This is a genomic window from Streptomyces sp. NPDC097595 (assembly GCF_044761525.1).
GTDB classification, from domain to species: Bacteria; Actinomycetota; Actinomycetes; order Streptomycetales; family Streptomycetaceae; genus Streptomyces; species Streptomyces drozdowiczii_A.
This window is the reverse complement of record NZ_JBIWCN010000007.1, coordinates 280,088-297,786: the sequence shown is the minus strand read 5'-3', so window position 1 is coordinate 297,786 and position 17,699 is coordinate 280,088. Positions and strand designations below refer to the sequence as shown.

12 protein-coding genes are annotated in these 17,699 nt (G+C 71.3%); 1 reads left to right on the top strand and 11 read right to left on the bottom strand.

The window, feature by feature from the left end; translation table 11 throughout:
* Positions 1 to 131 precede the first annotated feature (131 nt).
* Complete coding sequence (locus ACIQZN_RS14185; protein ID WP_403992241.1) at positions 132 to 971, bottom strand: phytanoyl-CoA dioxygenase family protein; 840 nt, start codon at positions 969 to 971, stop codon at positions 132 to 134.
* A gap of 139 nt (positions 972 to 1,110) precedes the next feature.
* Here ACIQZN_RS14185 and ACIQZN_RS14180 point away from each other — a divergent pair, with 139 nt between their 5' ends.
* The gene (locus ACIQZN_RS14180) at positions 1,111 to 2,109 is read left to right on the top strand and encodes a LacI family DNA-binding transcriptional regulator (protein ID WP_403992238.1); all 999 of its coding nucleotides are present in this window, start codon (positions 1,111 to 1,113) and stop codon (positions 2,107 to 2,109) included.
* 84 nt (positions 2,110 to 2,193) lie between these two features.
* Here the strand turns inward: ACIQZN_RS14180 and ACIQZN_RS14175 are convergent, their stop codons facing one another.
* The 10 genes from ACIQZN_RS14175 to ACIQZN_RS14130 all read right to left on the bottom strand — a co-directional run bounded on the left by ACIQZN_RS14175 (position 2,194) and on the right by ACIQZN_RS14130 (position 17,678).
* Positions 2,194 to 5,466, bottom strand: a complete 3,273-nt coding sequence (locus ACIQZN_RS14175; RefSeq protein ID WP_403992235.1) for a LamG-like jellyroll fold domain-containing protein — start codon at positions 5,464 to 5,466, stop codon at positions 2,194 to 2,196.
* A gap of 232 nt (positions 5,467 to 5,698) precedes the next feature.
* Complete coding sequence (locus tag ACIQZN_RS14170) at positions 5,699 to 6,796, bottom strand: NADH:flavin oxidoreductase/NADH oxidase (protein WP_403992232.1); 1,098 nt, start codon at positions 6,794 to 6,796, stop codon at positions 5,699 to 5,701.
* A gap of 129 nt (positions 6,797 to 6,925) precedes the next feature.
* Positions 6,926 to 7,204, bottom strand: a complete 279-nt coding sequence (locus ACIQZN_RS14165; RefSeq protein ID WP_391266479.1) for a dsRBD fold-containing protein — start codon at positions 7,202 to 7,204, stop codon at positions 6,926 to 6,928.
* A gap of 63 nt (positions 7,205 to 7,267) precedes the next feature.
* Positions 7,268 to 7,648, bottom strand: a complete 381-nt coding sequence (locus ACIQZN_RS14160; RefSeq protein ID WP_403992229.1) for a hypothetical protein — start codon at positions 7,646 to 7,648, stop codon at positions 7,268 to 7,270.
* Positions 7,649 to 7,686: 38 nt separating this feature from the next.
* Positions 7,687 to 10,878: a glycosyl hydrolase 115 family protein gene (locus ACIQZN_RS14155; RefSeq protein WP_403992226.1), complete on the bottom strand. Its 3,192-nt coding sequence runs from the start codon at positions 10,876 to 10,878 to the stop codon at positions 7,687 to 7,689.
* Between the two features lie 20 nt (positions 10,879 to 10,898).
* The gene (locus ACIQZN_RS14150) at positions 10,899 to 11,981 is read right to left on the bottom strand and encodes an endo-1,4-beta-xylanase (RefSeq protein WP_403992223.1); all 1,083 of its coding nucleotides are present in this window, start codon (positions 11,979 to 11,981) and stop codon (positions 10,899 to 10,901) included.
* A gap of 152 nt (positions 11,982 to 12,133) precedes the next feature.
* Positions 12,134 to 14,548: a glycoside hydrolase family 3 N-terminal domain-containing protein gene (locus ACIQZN_RS14145; protein WP_403992220.1), complete on the bottom strand. Its 2,415-nt coding sequence runs from the start codon at positions 14,546 to 14,548 to the stop codon at positions 12,134 to 12,136.
* 52 nt (positions 14,549 to 14,600) lie between these two features.
* Positions 14,601 to 15,494: a carbohydrate ABC transporter permease gene (locus tag ACIQZN_RS14140; protein ID WP_403992217.1), complete on the bottom strand. Its 894-nt coding sequence runs from the start codon at positions 15,492 to 15,494 to the stop codon at positions 14,601 to 14,603.
* 4 nt (positions 15,495 to 15,498) lie between these two features.
* Positions 15,499 to 16,428, bottom strand: a complete 930-nt coding sequence (locus tag ACIQZN_RS14135) for a carbohydrate ABC transporter permease (protein ID WP_403992214.1) — start codon at positions 16,426 to 16,428, stop codon at positions 15,499 to 15,501.
* A gap of 2 nt (positions 16,429 to 16,430) precedes the next feature.
* Complete coding sequence (locus tag ACIQZN_RS14130; RefSeq protein ID WP_403992348.1) at positions 16,431 to 17,678, bottom strand: extracellular solute-binding protein; 1,248 nt, start codon at positions 17,676 to 17,678, stop codon at positions 16,431 to 16,433.
* Positions 17,679 to 17,699 lie beyond the last annotated feature (21 nt).

Sequence of the window (17,699 nt, the reverse complement as noted above, 5' to 3'; positions counted from 1 at the left end):
GGGGGGTCTGCCCTGCCCCACCCCCGCCCAGTACCCCGCCCCCCCGCCGGGGGGGGGGGGGGGCCCCGCCCCCCCCGGCGGCGGGCGGCGGCGGGGGGGGGGGGGGGCGGGCCCCCCCCACCCCGGTTTCGTCATGCGTCGCCCATGACCAGGCCCTCGATGGTGTGCTTCTGCACGATCGGCGCGAGCTCATCCACCACCGGACAGCCCAGGTGCGCCCGGACCCGCTCGGGCAGCGACTCCCAGAAGCCCCGGGTGACCGCCATGTCGTGGTGGCCGTCGTTCCCCGCGCCCGGGGCGTCCACCCCGAGCACCAGGACCGGGCGGGCGTCCTGCGACTGATTGGCCGTGCCCCGGTGGACGGTCAGGGCCGACCGGGCCGAGATGTCGCCGCGCTGCGGGAACTTGCGCTCGGCCAGGGCCTCGTAGCGCGGGTAGTCCTCGCGGCGCGGGAACATCGCGTGCCCGAAGCGGGCGTCGTCGTCCCACTGGGTGCCCGGCGCGATCTCGAACGGGCCCATGTCCTCACGGGTGTCGACGGCCGTGAGGTTGAACGCCAGCGAGGTGAGCCGGCGGTCGCGGCGGGTCTCCTGCGGCATCGGGAAGTCGCGGTGCCAGGGCTGGTTCACCGCCCCGGCCAGCGGCACGTCGAAGCCCAGCTCCACGATCCGGTAATCGGGGCCGAGGACCGCCTCGCTCACCGCGCGCACCCAGGGGTGGTCGACCAGGTCCACGAAGCCCCGCAGCTGCTCCGGGTGGATCTCCACGTAGTAGCGGTGCGGTCCGCGGCCGACCGCGCCGCCCTCCCGGCCGCGCGCCTCGGCGAACGCCGCGTCGATGTCCTCGCGCATCCGGTCCGCCCACTCCGGGCCGAACGCGCCGCGGCAGGCGGTGATCCCGGGGCCGTACAGGTCGCGCACCGCGTCCTCGGCGGGCGGGAAGGGGGCGGTGGTGGTCGCGGTCTCGGTCATGACAGGGTCCTTCCTTCGTTCGGAGCACCCTCATATTGCAACGTTGCAACCAACGTGGCAAGAGTCTGTACGGGCCGACCTCGCACCACCTGTTACGGTCACTGCGCACGGCCCCCGGCAGAGAGCAGGAGCACCGAACGTGGCAGCGAGACTCAAGGACGTGGCCGCGCTCGCCGGTGTGTCCGTCAGGACCGTCTCCAACGTGGTGAGCAACGCGGCGGCCGTCGCCCCCGACACCCGGGCCCGGGTGCTCGCCGCGGTGGCGGAGCTGGGCTACCGGCCCAACCTCGCCGCCCGCAACCTCCGCCAGGGCCGCACGGGCCTGATCGGTGTGGCCGTCCCGGAGATCCACTCCCCCTATTTCGGCGCGCTCACGGGCCTCCTCATCGACGCCGCCCAGGAGCGCAGCTGGACGGTGCTCGTGGAGCGCACGGGGGGCCGGGCGGACCTGGAGCGGCGGCTGCTGGACGGCTCCGAGGGGCACCAGGTGGACGGGATGATCATCAGCCCGTGGTCGACGCCCCCCGCCGAACTGGCCTCGCTCGCGGGCGGCCTGCCGCTCGTCGTGCTCGGCGAACTCGATCCGCACGGGTCCATCGACCACGTGGCGCTGGACAACGTGGCGGCGGCCCGGGACGCCGCCCGGCATCTGGTGGCGACGGGCCGCCGGCGGGTCGCCGCGGTCGGGCTCCAGTCCGCGCTGGGGCACGGCACGGCCGAGCTGCGGGCGGAGGGCTTCCGGCGGGGGCTCGCGGAGGCGGGGCTGAGCCCGGTCGCCGAGGTGGAGGTGGCGGACCTGCACCGGGCGGAAGGAGCGCGGGCGCTGCGCGGGCTGCTGGATCTGCCGGAGCGCCCGGACGCGGTGTTCTGCTTCAGCGACGAACTGGCCCTGGGGGCGCTGCGGGCGGCCGGTGAGCGGGGGGTGCGGGTGCCCGGGGACCTGGCGTTGGTGGGCTTCGACGACGTCGAGGACGGGCGGTTCGCCACGCCGTCGCTGACCACGGTGTCGCCCGATCTGGCGCAGATCGCGGAGCGGGCGGTGCAGTGTCTGAGCGAGCGCGTGCTGGGGCGGCTCTCGGGGCTGGCGGCGCGCCGGATCGTGGTGCCGCACCGGCTGGTGGTCCGGGAGAGCGCGTAGAGGTCTTTCGCGGGCAGCCGGAAGCTCCCGGCGGTGCGGGCTCGTGCCGCGCACCGCCGGGAGCGGTCCTGGGAGCGGGAGTGCTTACGCCTTCCCGCCGTCGTAGAGCGCGGTCACCTCCTGGTCGGTGAGCGCCTTGTCGTACACCTGGACCTGGTCCACGGAGCCGTTCCAGAAGTCGGTGTTGTCGCCCGACCACTTGGCGCGGCCCACGGACAGGGCTCCGCTGCTGACGTCGGCCGATCCGGCCGGGGCGGTGGAGGCGAGCTTGCCGTCCACGTACAGCTTGATCTGGTCACCGCTGCGGACGCCGACCACGTGGTACCAGTGGCCGAGCTCCGGCTTCATGTCCAGGCGGGCCCGGTGGGCGCCCGGCGTGGAGAAGGCGAACCCGCCCTGGCCGTACTGGAGGTAGAACGGGTTCTCCTGGCGCCGGCCGTCCTGGCTGACGATGGTGCCGTAGTTGCCCGGGAGGGCGTCCAGGGAGGCCCAGGCCGAGACGGTGTAGTCGCCGGTGGTGTCGACCACGGGGCCGCTGGTCTCCGCGTACTGGCCCTCACCGTTGAACTTCAGCGCCGAGCCGTGCACGCCGGTGGTCCAGGACGTGCCCTCGGAGAGGGTGAGGTCCTTGTGGTTCGGGCCGCTGTCGGCGGCCTTGGTGCCCTTGTTCTCGTCCAGCGACCAGGAGCCGCCGCCCTTGACGGGGGTGCGGGTGCCCGCCGCGGCGCCGGCGGCGATGACCTCCTGGTTGATCTTACGGACCTGGGCGGCGTCCACCTTGATCTCGCGGCGGTCGTACGTCCAGAGGCCGTTGAGCTCGTTCTCCAGGTCGGTCACCTGGGTGTAGATGGAGCCGGAGAGTTCGGCGCCGGCCGCTTCCAGGTAGTACTTGCGGGTGTTCTCGACGTACTTGGCGGTCAGCGCGGCCTTGTCGGCGACACCGCTGTAGATCGCGGTCGGGGCGCCGGGCCACATGTGGCCGGGCATCCGAAGGGTGAAGCCGCCGTGCTCGCCGTCCATCGCGGCGCGGGTGGCGTCCGGGAAGGCCGGGTCGGTGTTGTTGTAGTCGTGGTGGTCGATGATGTCGCCCTTGCCCGAGTCACCCTTGGAGTTGCAGCAGTTGACACCGCTGTGGGCGTTGACGATGCGGGAGGGGTCGGCGGCCTGGACCTTCTCGGTGATCTTGCCGGTCTCGGTGCGGTCCCACTCGCCCCAGCCTTCGTTGAAGACGATCCAGGAACCGATCGAGGGGTAGTTGTGGAGCTGCTCCATCTCCTCGGCACCCTGGTCGATGAAGGCCTGGTGGCCCCTCTCGTTGGTGAGATTGCCGGAGACGAAGTCCTGCCACACGAACAGACCGAGCTGGTCCGCGTGGTAGTACCAGCGGGCGGGCTCGACCTTGATGTGCTTGCGCACGGAGTTGAAGCCGAGGTCCTTCTGCGCCTTCAGGTCGAAGACCAGCGCGTCGTCACTGGGCGCGGTGTTCAGACCGTCCGGGTAGAAGCCCTGGTCGAGCTGGGCGAGCGAGAAGAACGGCTTCCCGTTGAGGACGATCTTCTGGTAGCCGCCGACGTTGGCGATGCCGACGGAGCGCATGCCGAAGTAGCTGTCGACGGTGTCCTTGGAGCTGCCGTCCTTGAGGGTGACCTCCAGGTCGTACAGGTACGGGTCGTCGGGCGACCACAGGTGCTGCTTGGCGACCGGGAGGCTCAGCTCGCGGTTGGCCGGGCCGCTGATCCTGCCGACGACCTTGCCCTTCTTGTCCCGGGCCACGGCGGTGACCGTGGCGGACTTCGAGGCGTCCTCGGAGTTGACCGTCAGGGCGAGGTTGCCCTTGTCGATGTCCGGGGTGGTCGTCAGGGAGTCGACGGCCGCCGGGGCGACGGGCTCCATCCAGACGGTCTGCCAGATACCGGACGAGGCGGTGTAGAAGATGCCGCCCGGGTTGGCCGACTGCTTGCCGGTGGGCTGGTCGGCGCCGGTGGTGTCGGTGACCCCGACGACGATCTCCTGCGGGCCGCTGCCCTTGATCGCGTCGGTGATGTCGGCGGTGAAGGCGGTGTAGCCGCCGGTGTGCTCGGCGACCTTCTTGCCGTTGACCCAGACGGTTGCCTGGTAGTCGACGGCACCGAAGTTGAGCTTCAGCCGGTTGCTCTTGCCGTGCTTGTCGGCCTTGACGGCCCAGTTCTGCGGGACGGTGACGAGCTTGCGGTAGAACATGTGGTCTTCGTGGCGCTCCAGGCCGGAGAGCTGCGACTCGACCGGGTACGGCACGGTGATGCGCTCACCGAGCTTCTTGCCGAACACGGGCTGCTCGCCCGCCTTGGCCCCGGCGAACTCCCACTGGCCGTTGAGGTTCTTCCACTTGTCGCGCACCTGCTGCGGCCGGGGGTACTCGGGCAGCGGGTGGTTGCGGTCGACCTTGTCGCCCCACTTGGTGGTGAGGCGGTGCGTGGAGTCGTTGGTGGCCGTGCGGTTGATCTCGGGGACGGTCTCGCCGCCCGACTTCAGGCCGGCCTTGCCGTCGTACGCGATCGTGACGCGCTGGCCCTTGAGGACGGCCGCGTCCAGCTTGACGACGAGTTCCTTGCCGCCGCGGGCCGTGACGGACTTGACCGGCATCGGGGTGGTGTCGGCCTCGACGGTGAGGTGGTTCTTCAGGTCCGCGTAGTCGCTGACCTTCTCGTCGAAGACGGCGTGCAGCTCGGTGCCCTTGTCCGGGACGCTCAGCCCGACCGGGTAGACCTCGAAGTCGGCGGGCGGGGTGAAGGCGGACTCCGGGACGACCTGCTTGGCCAGCTTCGCGCTGGACCAGCGCAGGAACATGTTGGCGCCGCCGGTGTCCTGGAACATCTCCAGCTTGAACTCGTGCGCCTCGCCGGCCTTCAGCGATATCGGCTTGCTGGTCTGCTCGTTGTCCCAGTCGGGCTCCCAGTGGTCGATGACGGCCTTGCCGTCGATGAACAGCCGGAAGCCGTTGTCGCCACTGGCGGAGAAGGTGTAGTCACCGTCCTCGGGGGCGGTGAGGAAGCCGGTCCAGCGGGCCGTCGTGTTCTCGGTCTGGCCGGTGGTCGACTCGAACGTGCCCGTGAGACCGGGGAAGTTGATGTTCGGGTCGAGGGCGACTCCGCCGAGCTTGTCGAAGTCCCGCGCGCCGGGCGCGGACATGCTGAAGTACTCACCCTTCAGCCCGTGGACCTCGGTGGCCGGATTTCCGGCCTTGAAGGTGGTCGAGGCGGCGCTCGCGGGGGCGGCCGCGGCGGCCGGGACGAGCGTGGCACCGAGGGGGATCAGCAGCGCGGCGGCGCAGGCCGCCGTCCTGAACAGAGCGCGGGGGTGGGGCGTTTGTGGTCTCAAGGCGTCGTCCTGTCGAGAGAGCTCAAGTGCCTCGAACCTGTGAGGCACAGCACACAATCGAACATTGAGCCACAGCATCAAACGTAAAACAACAGTCGTGCGCGAGGATTTTTCAACGATAGAAAGCACGGTCGGTACGAGCCGGTCGGCGGGTCCACGCAGACCGCCCCCTTCGCACACCTTGGGTGCGAAGGGGGCGGCCGGGGGCGAAAGGGAACGCCCTGAGGGTAGGTCAGATGGCGTAGCCGTACGGGGTGGGGGCGTGCACGGTGCCGTTCAGCGCACGGGCGGCCTCCCGGGCCCAGGAGGGGTTGCGCAGCAGTTCGCGCCCGAGGAGGACGGCGTCCGCGCTGCCCTCGGTGAGGATCTTCTCGGCGTGCTGCGGGTCCGTGATGAGGCCGACGGCCGCCACGGGCAGCGAGGTCTCCCGCTTCACGCGCTCGGCGAAGGGCACCTGGTAGCCGGGGCCGGTGGCGATTCGGGCGCGGGGCGCGTTGCCGCCGGTGGAGACGTCGAGCAGGTCCACACCGTGGTCCCGCAGGAGCGCCGCGAGCCGCACGGTCTCGTCGGCCGTCCAGCCCTCGCGCTCGTCCTCGGGGTTCTCCGTGAGCCAGTCCGTCGCGGAGACGCGGAAGAAGACCGGCAGCTCCTCGGGCCACACCTCGCGCACGGCGTCGACCACCTCAAGGGCCAGGCGCACCCGGTTCTCGAAACTGCCGCCGTACTCGTCGGTGCGGTGGTTGCTGTGCGGGGAGAGGAACTGGCCGATGAGGTAGCCGTGGGCGCCGTGCACCTCGGCGACCTGGAAGCCCGCCTCGACGGAGCGGCGGGCGGCCTCGCGGAAGTCGTCCACGACGCGCGCGATCTCGTCGGTGGTCAGCTCGTGCGGGACCGGGTAGCCCTCGTCGAAGGGCAGCGGGCTCGGGCCGACCGGGGTCCAGCCGTGCTCCTCGGGGCCGACGGGGCGTCCACCGGTCCAGGGCGCGGCGGTCGACGCCTTGCGGCCGGCGTGGGCGAGCTGGATGCCCACCACCGAGCCGTGCGCCTTGACGAACTCGGTGATCCGGCGGAACGCCTCGGCCTGGGTGTCGTTCCAGATGCCGAGGTCGGCCGGGCTGATGCGGCCCTCGGGGCTGACGGCCGTGGCCTCGGTGAGGATCAGGCCGGTGCCGCCGGTGGCGCGGGCGGCGAGGTGGGCGAAGTGCCAGTCGCCCGGCACGCCCGTCTCCGGACCCTCCACCGCGGCGCTGTACTGGCACATGGGTGCCATCCACACCCGGTTGGGCACGACAAGCGACCTGAGGGTGTAGGGCTCGAAGAGGGCACTCACGACGGACTCCGTTTCGCCGGGTACGGAAGGATCGCTAGTACGATACATCCCGTAGTACGACGCCCGTCAAATTACGACCACTCTCGTACAAGCGGCCCGCGGCTTCGCGGGGTCCGGGTCAGCGGGTTCTCAGCGGGGCCTCAGCGGGTACGAGCTGCGGCCGGCCGCGTCGTCTATCTCGTCGTGCGCCTTGGTCAGGAGCTTCATCGCCAGTTCGTTGAGCGCGCGGGCTCCGGCGATCTCCTCCCCCACCCGGGGCTGCTCGGCGTCGGAGGGGTGGCGGCTGGCGTACCCGTGGGCGCGCACCTCCTGTCCGTCGGAGAGCCGCACCAGGGCGGCCGCGCGGGTGCGGTGGGTGTCCTCCTCGAATTCAAGCTCGATGTGCCATCCGACAGCGGTTCGGGTCATGGCGTTCACCTCCGGAAGGTCTCCCTTCCAGGGTGCGCCCGCCGCCGGGCCGCGCGCGAACGCTCACGCCCCCGGCAGCCGGCCCCGGCGCCGGAGCGGGATGGAGGCGTCGGCGTCGTACATCTGGTTCCAGCTGCGTCCGGCGCCGGACGCCCAGGTGACATGGGCGGTGCCCCCTTCGACGCGGACGGCCTCCACGGTCATGGCGCGGTCGCCGTCGCGCACATCGCCCCGGTGCAGCTCGTCCGCCCGGACGGTGACGTGGTGGGCCGGCCCGCTCTCGGCCTCGTCCGCCGCGAAGCCGAGGGCGGCCGCCAGTTCCCGGGCCCGGGCGGGGGTGCACAGGAAGGTGTGCTCGCCGGACGGGGTGGCGACGGTGATCCCGACCTCCGCCCCGGCAGGGGCGACCTCCAGGATTCCGCCGTCCCCGTGCTCGTCCGTCATCGCTGCGCACCTTCCCGTGTACGTTCCGTGCCCCGGGCTCAGTCCAGCCGGAGGCTTTCCGGCGGGCCCAGGTAGCTGGGTTCGAGGCCGCCGGTGTCGATCACCAGGTTCTGGAGGACCACCGTCGGGTCGACCATCCAGAATTTCAGCACATGCACCCCGGGGGCGGCGATGCGGTGGACCGTGCCGGTGATGTTGACGTTGTCGGAGGTGTGCCGGGCCCACTGGGCGTTCATGGTCCCGTCGTCGGCCCCCGTCGCCTTCGTGACGTTCACCCGCTGCGGGGCGTCGTCGTCGAAGGACACCGCGTAGGTCAGCCCGTCGGTCGGCAGTGCGTTGTTACGGGGCGAGAGGTACGCGTACACGGTGACGGGCCCGGTGGTGAAGAGGCTGACCCGGTACTCCAGGTGCGGGCTCCGGCCGCCGGGAGTCTGCCGGGCTGCGGTGACCGGGAACGGCTCCATGCCGGCCCCGGTCCGCCCGATGTCCGGGATGCGCTGCCAGGTGACGCCCCCGCCGCCGACGGCACGGTGGTAGTGGTCGGCCTCGATGGAGACATGGCCGCCGGCCTCCACGAAGCCGCCGAGCCGGGCCCGGGAGAGCGCCGGGCGGTCGGCCACCGCTGTGACGGTCACCTCCGCCCCGTCGGGCCCGGTGACGGTGACCGGGACGCGGGTGACGCCCTTGGGGGCGCGGTCCCAGTCGACGCGCAGGGTGATCCGGTCCTGCGTGGTGACGCGGCCGCGCACCCGGTCGGCGGTCAGCCAGGACGCTCCGGTCCGCACCCGGTAGTCGAACGGGGCGCGGCCCCGGTTGAACACCTCGATGTACTGCGCGGGCCGGGTCTGGTACGGGCTGAACACCGGCAGCACGGCGGGCGCGGTCTCAAGCGGCCACCAGGCCGTGGAGCCGTCCACGGCGACGCCCATCGCGGCCCGTGCCGGCAGCTCGATGCGCTTGACGGCCGGGAAGAGCACGTCCTTGATGGCCACGTTGTCGATCTCGGGCTGCTGCCAGGGGGCGTTGGGCCCGTAGCGTTCGACGTCGCCGTAGTCGATGTGCGGCTGGGTCTGGAAGCCCTGCCACTTGCCTCCCGCGATCTTGGTGTTGAAGCGGTCGGCCAGCGCGAAGTCGTCGGCGAGCCGCGCCTCGGCGGTGGCCGCGAGATCGTTGGTGAGGGCCCGGCCCTGGGCCGCGTAATGGATGTTGGTGAACTCCGCCTCGCGCAGCGCGTACAGGTTGGCGGTGGCCGCGACCTCGTAGCCGACGAGTTCGTACCAGGCGTCCTGGGCGGAGGCCGGCAGCCTGCGCCCGATCCGCCGGGCGCACTCGCCGAGCAGGCGCCACTCCTCGGTGACGCGCTCCAGCTCGCGGTAGTGGACGAGGCTGAACGGGGACGCCTGGTCGTCGTAGACCACGGCCGCGCTGTCGGTGGCGGGGTCCTTGGCCGGGTCGAGGGTGATCCGGCGGTTGAGCAGCTCGGGCTTGCGGCGGGCCTGGAGCCGGGCGTACTCGCGCAGGACGGCGGCGATCTCGGCGGCCTGCTTCTCGCCGAAGTTCTGCCGGGCGTACATCTCCTCCCACTCGGGCAGCCGGTCCAGGGTCCAGCGCTCCGGGTCCCAGGCGTATTCCAGGAAGAACTGCGTGGGCAGTTCGTTGCCCTTGAGGTCGCCGACGTTGGTGACCCACAGTCCGTGGTTGCCGTAGGCGTGGCACTGGTGGAGCTGGTCCCACATGTTGGGGAGGGACGCGGTGTCCACCCACTTGTAGTTGCGGCCGACGCCGACGTAGTCGAAGTGGTAGTACAGCCCGTAGCCGCCCTCCCTCGGGGCCTCGGCGGGGTCGGGGAGCTTGCGGATGTTGGCCCAGTTGTCGTCGGTGAGGACCACGGTGACGTCGTCGGGGACGCGCAGGCCCCGGTCCCAGTAGCGCTGGACCTCCTTGTAGAGCGTCCAGACCTGCGGGATCGTGGTGACGTCCTTGCCGGAGACCTCGGCGAGGATCTGCCGCTGGGTGGCGATGATCTCGGTCATCAGCTCGATGCCGTCGCCGTCGGGGAGGCTGACATCGCCGTTGCCGCGCATGCCGAGGGTGACGACGCCCTCGAAGTCCTCGTCCTTCATCCGGCGGATGCCGTCCGCCCAGTAGGCCTTGAGCGCTTCGGCGTTGCGGCGGAAGGACCACTCGCCGGTGCCGCCGTAGGGGTCGTGGCCGGGGGTGGTGATGGTGCCCTCGGCGTCGCGTACGGCGGCGACGGCGTGCCGGTTCCACTCCTCGATGCCGCGCATCATCGGCGCCTCGTGCGAGGTGCCCATGACGACGCCGTACGCCTTGGCGGTGGCGTGGTTGAGCGGGTCGTCCTCGGCGAAGGCGCGGCCCCAGACGGCCGGCCACAGGTAGTTGGCCTTGAGCCGGAGCATGACCTCGAAGACGCGGGCGTAGAAGTCCGCGTTGAAGCCGCCCTCGAAACCGGGCGCCTTGCCGGGGCCGAAGTACGCGGGGGCCCAGGTGCCCAGCGCCGGGTTCTCGTCGTTGATGAAGAACCCGCGGTACTTCACGGCCGGGGTGCCCTGGGTGTGCCGCCCGGGCAGTACGTGGATCTCGTCGCGGTGTACGGGGGTGACGTCGTCCCACCAGTACCAGGGCGAGACGCCGATGCCGCGCGAGACGTCGTACGCGCCGAAGATGGTCCCGCGCTGGTCGCTGCCGGCGATGACGAGGGCGCGCTCGACGCCGGGCAGCGGGTGGTCGACGACGGTCTGGAGGCTGGTCTCCCACTTGCCCCGGATCGAGGAGACGTCGAGCCGGCCTTCGGCGACCAGCCGGTCGATCAGGGGGCTGCGGCCCACGGTGCCGACGATGGTGATCTCGCGGGCCTTGGGCACCGCCCCGTGCGAGAGGGCGGGGCGGACTCCGGTGACGCGTGCGATGTCGTCGCGGAGGTCGCCGGCGACCCGGACGACGCCCGGCCAGTCGTGGTCGCTGACCAGGACCGGGGTCGCCCTTCCGTGCCTGACCAGCGGGAAGCTGCCGCGCTGTGCGGTGAACGAGAGGTAGGCGCCGGGGTCGGTGGGCCGTGGCGCGGGGCCGTGCCCGGTGGCGGACGCCTCACCGGTCAGACCGACGAGGGAGCCGAGGGGGGTGGCGGTGAGTGCGGTGAGCCCGAGGCCGAGGCCGAGGACCGCTCGGCGGCTGGTCCGCCCGGGGGTGCCGGGGGTGTCGCTGTCCATGCTGCTCTCCTTGTCCGTGCTCAGTTGCGGCCGGCGGCGAGCAGCAGGTCGTCGCGCAGGGCGCTGTAGGCGGGCTTGGCCTTGTAGTTCTCGTCGTAGAGGTTGGCCGCGCCCTCGCCCTCGAAGGTGTCGGGCACCCAGGAGTACTTGTCGGTGAAGCCCCAGACCGTGAAGTCGGTGCACTTGCGGGTGAGCAGGCAGCCGCGCAGCAGTACGTCGTAGCCCTCGGCCTGCGCCTCCTGCTTGGTGCTGTCGGAGGGCATCGGGACGCGGACGTCGGCCTCGGTGATCGCGGTCTCCAGGCCGAGCGCGTCGAACCGCTTCATGTTCTCGGCGATGTCGTGGGGGGCGTTGTACTGGACGGACAGGTGGCCCTGGATGCCGACGCCGTCGATCGGTACGTGCTGCTTGCGCAGCTCCACGACCAGGTCGTAGAGGGCGGTGCTCTTCGCGTTGACGCCCTCGATGTTGTAGTCGTTGATGAACAGCTTGGCCTTCGGGTCGGCCGCGTGGGCCCAGCGGAAGGCGTCCGCGATGTAGCCGGGGCCCAGCTTCTGGAGCCAGAGGGAGTCGCGCAGGGTGCCGTCGTCGTTGAACGCCTCGTTGACGACGTCCCACTGCCAGATGCGGCCCTTGAAGTGGCGGGCCTCGTCGGTGATGTGCTCGCGGAGGATGGCGCGCAGCTGGTCGGCGGTGAAGTCGCCGGCGGTGAGCCAGGCGGGCAGCTGGTTGTGCCAGAGCAGGGTGTGGCCGCGCACCAGCTGGCCGTTGGCGCGGGCGAAGTCGACCAGCTTGTCGGCCTCCTTCCAGTCGTACCGGCCGCGGCTCGGCTCGACGACCTCCCACTTCATGACGTTCTCGGGGGTGACCGAGCTGAACTCGCTCGCGGCCTTCGCGCGGTAGGGCGCGTCGTCCGCCAGGGCCGCCATGTCGACGGCGGTGCCGATGCGCACGCCGGACCGCTTGCCGAGGGCGCCGAGCGTGGTGGCCCGGTCCTTGGACCCGCCGCCGTGCTCGGAGTGGGCGAAGGCGTTGATGGTGCAGGGGGCGAGGAGGGCCGCGGCGGCGGTGCCGATCAGCACGGCCTTCATTGGCTTGCGCATGACAGAAACCCTTCGAGAGGCGCACGGCCGGGTCCCCGGTGACCGGGTGGGCCTGCGCGGGTGTGGGTGTTTCGAAAGTTTCGTGCAGCTGTGCCCGGGCGGGGGCGCCGCGGTAAGGGCCGCGCGCCCCCGCCCGGTGTCTGCGGGTGCGGTCAGCCCCGTACGGGGGCGGCCGCCGGTACGGGTTCGACCACCGCGTCGCACACCAGCCGGCGCCGGTGGTCGAGGGTGCGCTCGGGACCGGTGAGGCGCAGGTGCACCGTGTGCCGGATGTCCTCGGCACCGCTGGACGCCGCGAGCCGCAGCTCCAGCGCGCCCGGCTCCACGACGCGCCGCCCCCCGATGCCCGTGAAGGACACCAGGTCGGCGTGGAACCGGAAGCGCACCCGCGCCTCCTGGCCCGCGTCGAGCGGCACCCGGGCGTAGCCGATGAGCCGGTTGTCGGGCCGGGTCGTCTGGGCGACCGGGTCGTGCACGTAGAGCTGGACGACCTCCGCGCCCGCCCGGTCCCCGGTGTTGCGGACGGTCAGCTCGATGTCGGCGGAGCCGTCGGTGGGGATCTCCTCCGGGGCGGCGGCGCCGGGCTCCCAGGCGAAGGAGGTGTACGTGAGGCCGTGGCCGAAGGGGTACAGCGGTGTCGGGTCCAGGTTGCTGACCCCGTTGGCGAGCCCGAGGGGCGGCTGGAGGTAGGTCCACGGCTGGCCGCCCGGGTGGCGCGGAACGGAGACCGGCAGCCGGCCGGAGGGGCTGACCCGGCCGGAGAGCACGGAGGCCAGGGCCGGGCCGCCCTCCTCGCCGGGGAAGAACGCCTGGACCACGGCGGCGGTGCGGTCCGCCCAGCGGCCGAGCGCGTACGGCCGGCCCGTGACCAGGACCAGGACGACCGGGGTTCCGCTGTCCAGCAGCGCGTCGAGCAGTTCGCCCTGCACGCCGGGCAGCGCGAGGTCGTCGGCGTCGCAGCCCTCGCCCGAGGTGCCGCGCCCGAAGAGCCCGGCCCGGTCGCCGAGCACGGCGACGCAGACGTCCGCGTCCCGGGCCAGGTCCACCGCCGCCGCGAAGCCCGAGGTGTCGGTGGTGTCGACCTCGCAGCCGGGGGCGCCGGTGACCGTGGCGGCGGGGAACTCGCCGCGCACCGCGTCGAGCACGGTGGGGATGTCGATGCCCATGGCGGTCTCGGGGTGGAGGACGCCGACGTGGCTGGGGAAGGAGTAGCAGCCGAGCATGGCGAGCGCGTCGTCGGCGCGGGGGCCGATCACCGCGATCCGCCCGGTCCCGGCGAGCGGCAGCGCCCCCTGCGGGTTGGCGAGCAGGACCACGGCCTGTTCGGCGAGTTCGCGGGCGAGGGCGCGGTTGCGCGGGGGGTCCAGGTCGATGGTCTCGCGGGCCCGCTCCGGGTCGGTGTCGCGCAGGAGCGCGGGAAGCGGGGTCCAGTCGGGGTCGAGCAGCCCGAGTTCGCACTTCTGGAGGAGGACCCGGTGCAGCGCGCGGTCGACCAGGGCCTCGGGGACCGTACCGGCCAGGACGGCGGCGGCGAGTTCGTCGCCGTAACTGCGGACAGTGGGCAGTTCCACGTCGACGCCGGCGTTCAGAGCGAGGCGGGCGGCGTCGGCGCGGCCCTCGGCGACCTTGTGCAGGGTCTCCAGGAAGCCGATGGCGAAGTAGTCGGCGACGACGGTGCCCTCGAAGCCCCAGGTGTCGCGGAGCAGCCCGGTGAGCAGGGCGGGGTCGGCCGCCGACGGGACGCCGTCGATCTCCGCGTACGACTGCATGACGGAGCGGGCGCCGCCGTCGAGGAGGGCCATCTCGAAGGGCGGGAGGATGACGTCGGCGAGCTCCCTGGCCCCGGCCCGGACCGGCGAGAGGTTGCGGGCGCCGGCCGATGCCGCGTACCCGGCGAAGTGCTTGAGGGTGGCGACGATACCGGCGGACTCCAGGCCCTTCACGTACGCCGTGCCGATGGTCGCGACGAGGTAGGGGTCCTCGCCGATGGTCTCCTCGACGCGGCCCCAGCGCAGGTCGCGCACCACGTCCAGGACCGGGGCGAGGCCCTGGTGGATGCCCACGGACCGCATGTCGCCGCCGATCCGGTGGGCCATCTCGGTGACCAGGTCCGGGTTCCAGGCCGCGCCCCAGGAGAGCGGGACGGGGTAGGCGGTGGCGCCCCAGGCGGTGAAGCCGGCCAGGCACTCCTCGTGGGCGAGGGCCGGAATGCCGAAGCGGCCGGCGCCCGCGATGGCCCGCTGGGCGCGGGCGAGCGAGATCGCGCCGACGGCCGGGTCGACGGGGGCGGTGCCGAAGGGGCGGGTCAGCTGGCCGAGGCCGCGCGGGATCAGCGCGTCCCAGTCGATGGCGTCGACCATCTCGTTCTGGTGCGGGGCGACCCCGTCCCCGTCGGCGTCGGCGCCCACCCAGATTCCGTACAGCTGGGCGGTCTTCTCCTGGAGGGTCATCCGGGAGACGAGGTCGGCCACACGCTCCTCGGGGGCGAGCGCGGGGTCCTGCCAGGGGCCGTCGACGGCGGTGGCCGCTTCGGTCCTGCGGGCATGGGGAACAGGGGGGTTTGCCATGGCGGCGGGGATTCCTCTCAAGAGTGCGGTGGTACGCGGCGGCATGGGTGCGTTACTTGCCGCCCACCCCCATCAGTCCGTTGACCAGTGCCTTCCGTGCCACGAGGTACACGGCGAAGATCGGTACGACGGAGAGCACGATCGCGGCGAGCACGGCCGGGATGTTCACCCCGAACTGGGACATGAAGTTGAAGAGACCGAGGGTCAGCACCCGGTTCTCCTCGGACTGGGTCAGGATCAGCGGGAACAGGAAGCCGTTCCACGCCTGGAGCGCCGTGTAGATCGCGACCGTGCTGATGCCCGCCTTGGACATCGGGATCGCCAGCTGCCACAGCATCCGCAGCGACGAGGCGCCGTCGAGCGCCATGGCCTCGTACATCTCCTCGGAGACGTCGCGCATGGTGCCGCTGAGGATGAGCACCGCCACGGGCATCGCGAACGCGGCGGTCGGCAGGATGATGGCCGGCAGGCTGTCGTACAGGCCCATCTTGCTGATGAGCAGGTAGAGCGGCACGATCACGGCCTGGGCGGGGATGGCGACGCCGAGCAGGAAGGTGCGGAAGGCGAGTCCGGAGAGCCTGCTGCGGGTGCGTACCGCGACGTACGCGACGGGGATCGAGAGGACCAGCACGATCGCCGTGGTCGCCACGGCGACGATGGCCGTGTTGGAGAGCATCGTGGAGAAGCCGCTGTCCAGCACCGTGCGGTAGTTCTCGAGCGTGGGGTTGGTCGGGACGGCCAGCGGGTCGCCGTTCAGCGCCTCGTCCTGGTGCATCAGCGAGGACGAGACCAGCGTGTACAGCGGGACGACGACGAGCACGAGCCAGACCAGCGAGCCGAGGCCGGCCAGCGGGTTGCCCCACCTGCGGCGGCGCCGCGCGGTGGCGGGGCGGGTGCGGGTCAGGGGCTGCGCGGGGCGCGTCGCGGGGCGGGTGTCGGTCGACATCGCGTCACATACCTTCCCGGGTGGAGCGCATGTTCCCGAAGCCGCTGAAGCGGACGAGGATCAGCGAGAGGGCGGTGGCCACGACGACGAGGGCGGTCGCGATGGCGGCGGCGTACCCGAGGTCGTAGGTCTGGAAACCGGTGCGGTACATGAGGTACGGCAGCACGGTGGTGTCGGTGCCAGGGCCGCCCTTGGTCATGATGAGCACGGTGTCGAAGTAGGTCAGCGAGCCGACGATCATCAGGACCGAGGAGGTCGTGATGGTGTTGCGCAGCTGCGGCAGGGTGATGTGGAAGAACTGCCGGAACATGCCTGCGCCGTCGATCTCGGCGGCCTGGTAGAGGACCTGCGGGATCTGCCGGGTGCCGCCCTGGTAGATCAGGGTGTGGAAGGGCATGAACTGCCAGCCGCCGACGAACGCCACGGTGAGCAGGGCTCCGGTGGACGAGCCCATGATGTTCGGGTCGATGCCGAACCAGGGCCCGATCTCCTTGATGACGCCGAAGTTGGGGTCGAGGAGCGCGTGGAACAGCATCGCGATGGCGGTGGTGGACAGCAGCAGCGGGATGAAGAAGACCGCCGAGAGCACGGCGCGGCTGCGCTGCCGGCCGGCCGCCCAGACGCCGAGGAGCAGGGCCACCGGGGTCTGGAAGGCCCAGCTGACCGTGGTCAGCAGCAGGCTGAGCCAGGCGGCCTGGCGGAACTCCGGGTCCTTGAAGAGCCGGGTCCAGTTGGCCGTGCCGACGGAGGTCGGGGAGTTCAGCCCGTCCCAGTGGCAGAAGGAGAGGTACACGGCGATCGCCAGCGGGACGATCGCGAAGAGGGCGAAGAAGAGGATGCCGGGCAGCGCCCAGGCGACCGGGGGGCGGCCGACGTTTCCGGCGGCCGCCTTCCGTCCTCCGCGCACCTTGGGTGACGAGGAGACGTGGGACATCGTTACTTGACGGCCTTCATCGCGGCGACGAACTGCTCGGGCGTGGACTTGCCGGCGAACAGCTTGCTGATCTCGGTGAGCAGCGGGGTGGCGGTCTGGGATTCGAGCGCCTGGTCCCAGGACAGGGTGAAGTCGGGGGCCTTCTGGACCATCTCGTACTGGTCGGTGGCGAACTTCGGGTTGGGCGAGCCGCTGAGCATGGAGGCGGCGTTGGACGTGGTGGGCACGTCGCCGTTGTCCACGAGGGCCTGCGCGTACGACTTGGACGCCATGGTCTTCAGGAAGGCTATGGCCGCGTCCTTGTGCTTGGTGCGGGCGTTCACCGACCAGTAGTTGGTGGGGTTGCCGACCACGTCGGCCGGGTCGCCGACGCCGCCCGCGACGGTCGGGAAGTTCGTCCAGCCGAGGTCCTTCTTGGCGAAGTCGGGCGCCTTGCCGAGCTGGGTGGAGTACTCCCACGAACCCATCAGGTGCATGGCCGCCTTGCCCTTGTTGAGCAGGGTGGGCGCACCGCCGTTGCCGTAGTCGACGGAGTTGAAGTTCTTGCCGAAGGCGCCGTCGTCCACGAGCTGCTCGACGGTCTGGGCGGTCTTCAGAACAGCCGGGTCGCCCCAGGCGGAGCTGTCACCGTTCTGGATCTTGCGGAAGACGTCGGGGCCGCCGATCCGGTCGAGCAGGTACTCCATCCACATCAGCTCGGGCCACTTGTCGGAGCCGCCGAGGGCGAACGGGGTGATGCCCTTGCCCTTGAAGGTCTTGATGGCCTGCTGCAGGTCCTCCCAGGTCTTGGGGACCTGGACGTTGTTCTCGGCGAAGAGGGTCTTGTTGTAGAAGAGCATCACGGGCTGCATACCGCGCATCGGGACGCCGTAGACCTTCCCGTCGAGGCTGCCGGCGGTGACGATCGACGGCAGGAAGCCGTCCTTGAGGGTGGCGTCGTCCTTGAACGTCGAGGTGAGGTCGACCAGCTGGTTCGCGTCGACGTACGGCTTGATGGAGCCGCCGCCCCAGTTGAAGAAGATGTCGGGGGCGCTCGGGGAACCCATGGCGCTGCGGAGCTTGTTGACGTAGTCGGTGCCGGGGACGGAGACGAGCTTGACCTTGACGTCGGAGGTCTTGTTGAACTCCTTGACCGCGGCCTGCTGCACCTTCACGGCGTCGTCGCCGTAGACGTACGCGGTCAGCGTGGCGCCGCCACCGCCGCTGTCACCGTCCGATCCGCAGCCCGCCAGGACTCCCGCCATGACCATGGCCGCACCGGCCGCGGTCCA

Excerpts from the sequence above, each read along its gene's own strand:
- ACIQZN_RS14185 (WP_403992241.1), bottom strand. The coding sequence starts at position 971 with ATGACCGAGACCGCGACCACCACCGCCCCCTTCCCGCCCGCCGAGGAC.
- ACIQZN_RS14165 (WP_391266479.1), bottom strand. The coding sequence starts at position 7,204 with ATGACCCGAACCGCTGTCGGATGGCACATCGAGCTTGAATTCGAGGAG.
- ACIQZN_RS14160 (WP_403992229.1), bottom strand. The coding sequence starts at position 7,648 with ATGACGGACGAGCACGGGGACGGCGGAATCCTGGAGGTCGCCCCTGCC.
- ACIQZN_RS14155 (WP_403992226.1), bottom strand. The coding sequence starts at position 10,878 with ATGGACAGCGACACCCCCGGCACCCCCGGGCGGACCAGCCGCCGAGCG.
- ACIQZN_RS14150 (WP_403992223.1), bottom strand. The coding sequence starts at position 11,981 with ATGCGCAAGCCAATGAAGGCCGTGCTGATCGGCACCGCCGCCGCGGCC.
- ACIQZN_RS14145 (WP_403992220.1), bottom strand. The coding sequence starts at position 14,548 with ATGGCAAACCCCCCTGTTCCCCATGCCCGCAGGACCGAAGCGGCCACC.
- ACIQZN_RS14140 (WP_403992217.1), bottom strand. The coding sequence starts at position 15,494 with ATGTCGACCGACACCCGCCCCGCGACGCGCCCCGCGCAGCCCCTGACC.
- ACIQZN_RS14135 (WP_403992214.1), bottom strand. The coding sequence starts at position 16,428 with ATGTCCCACGTCTCCTCGTCACCCAAGGTGCGCGGAGGACGGAAGGCG.
- ACIQZN_RS14130 (WP_403992348.1), bottom strand. The coding sequence starts at position 17,678 with ATGGTCATGGCGGGAGTCCTGGCGGGCTGCGGATCGGACGGTGACAGC.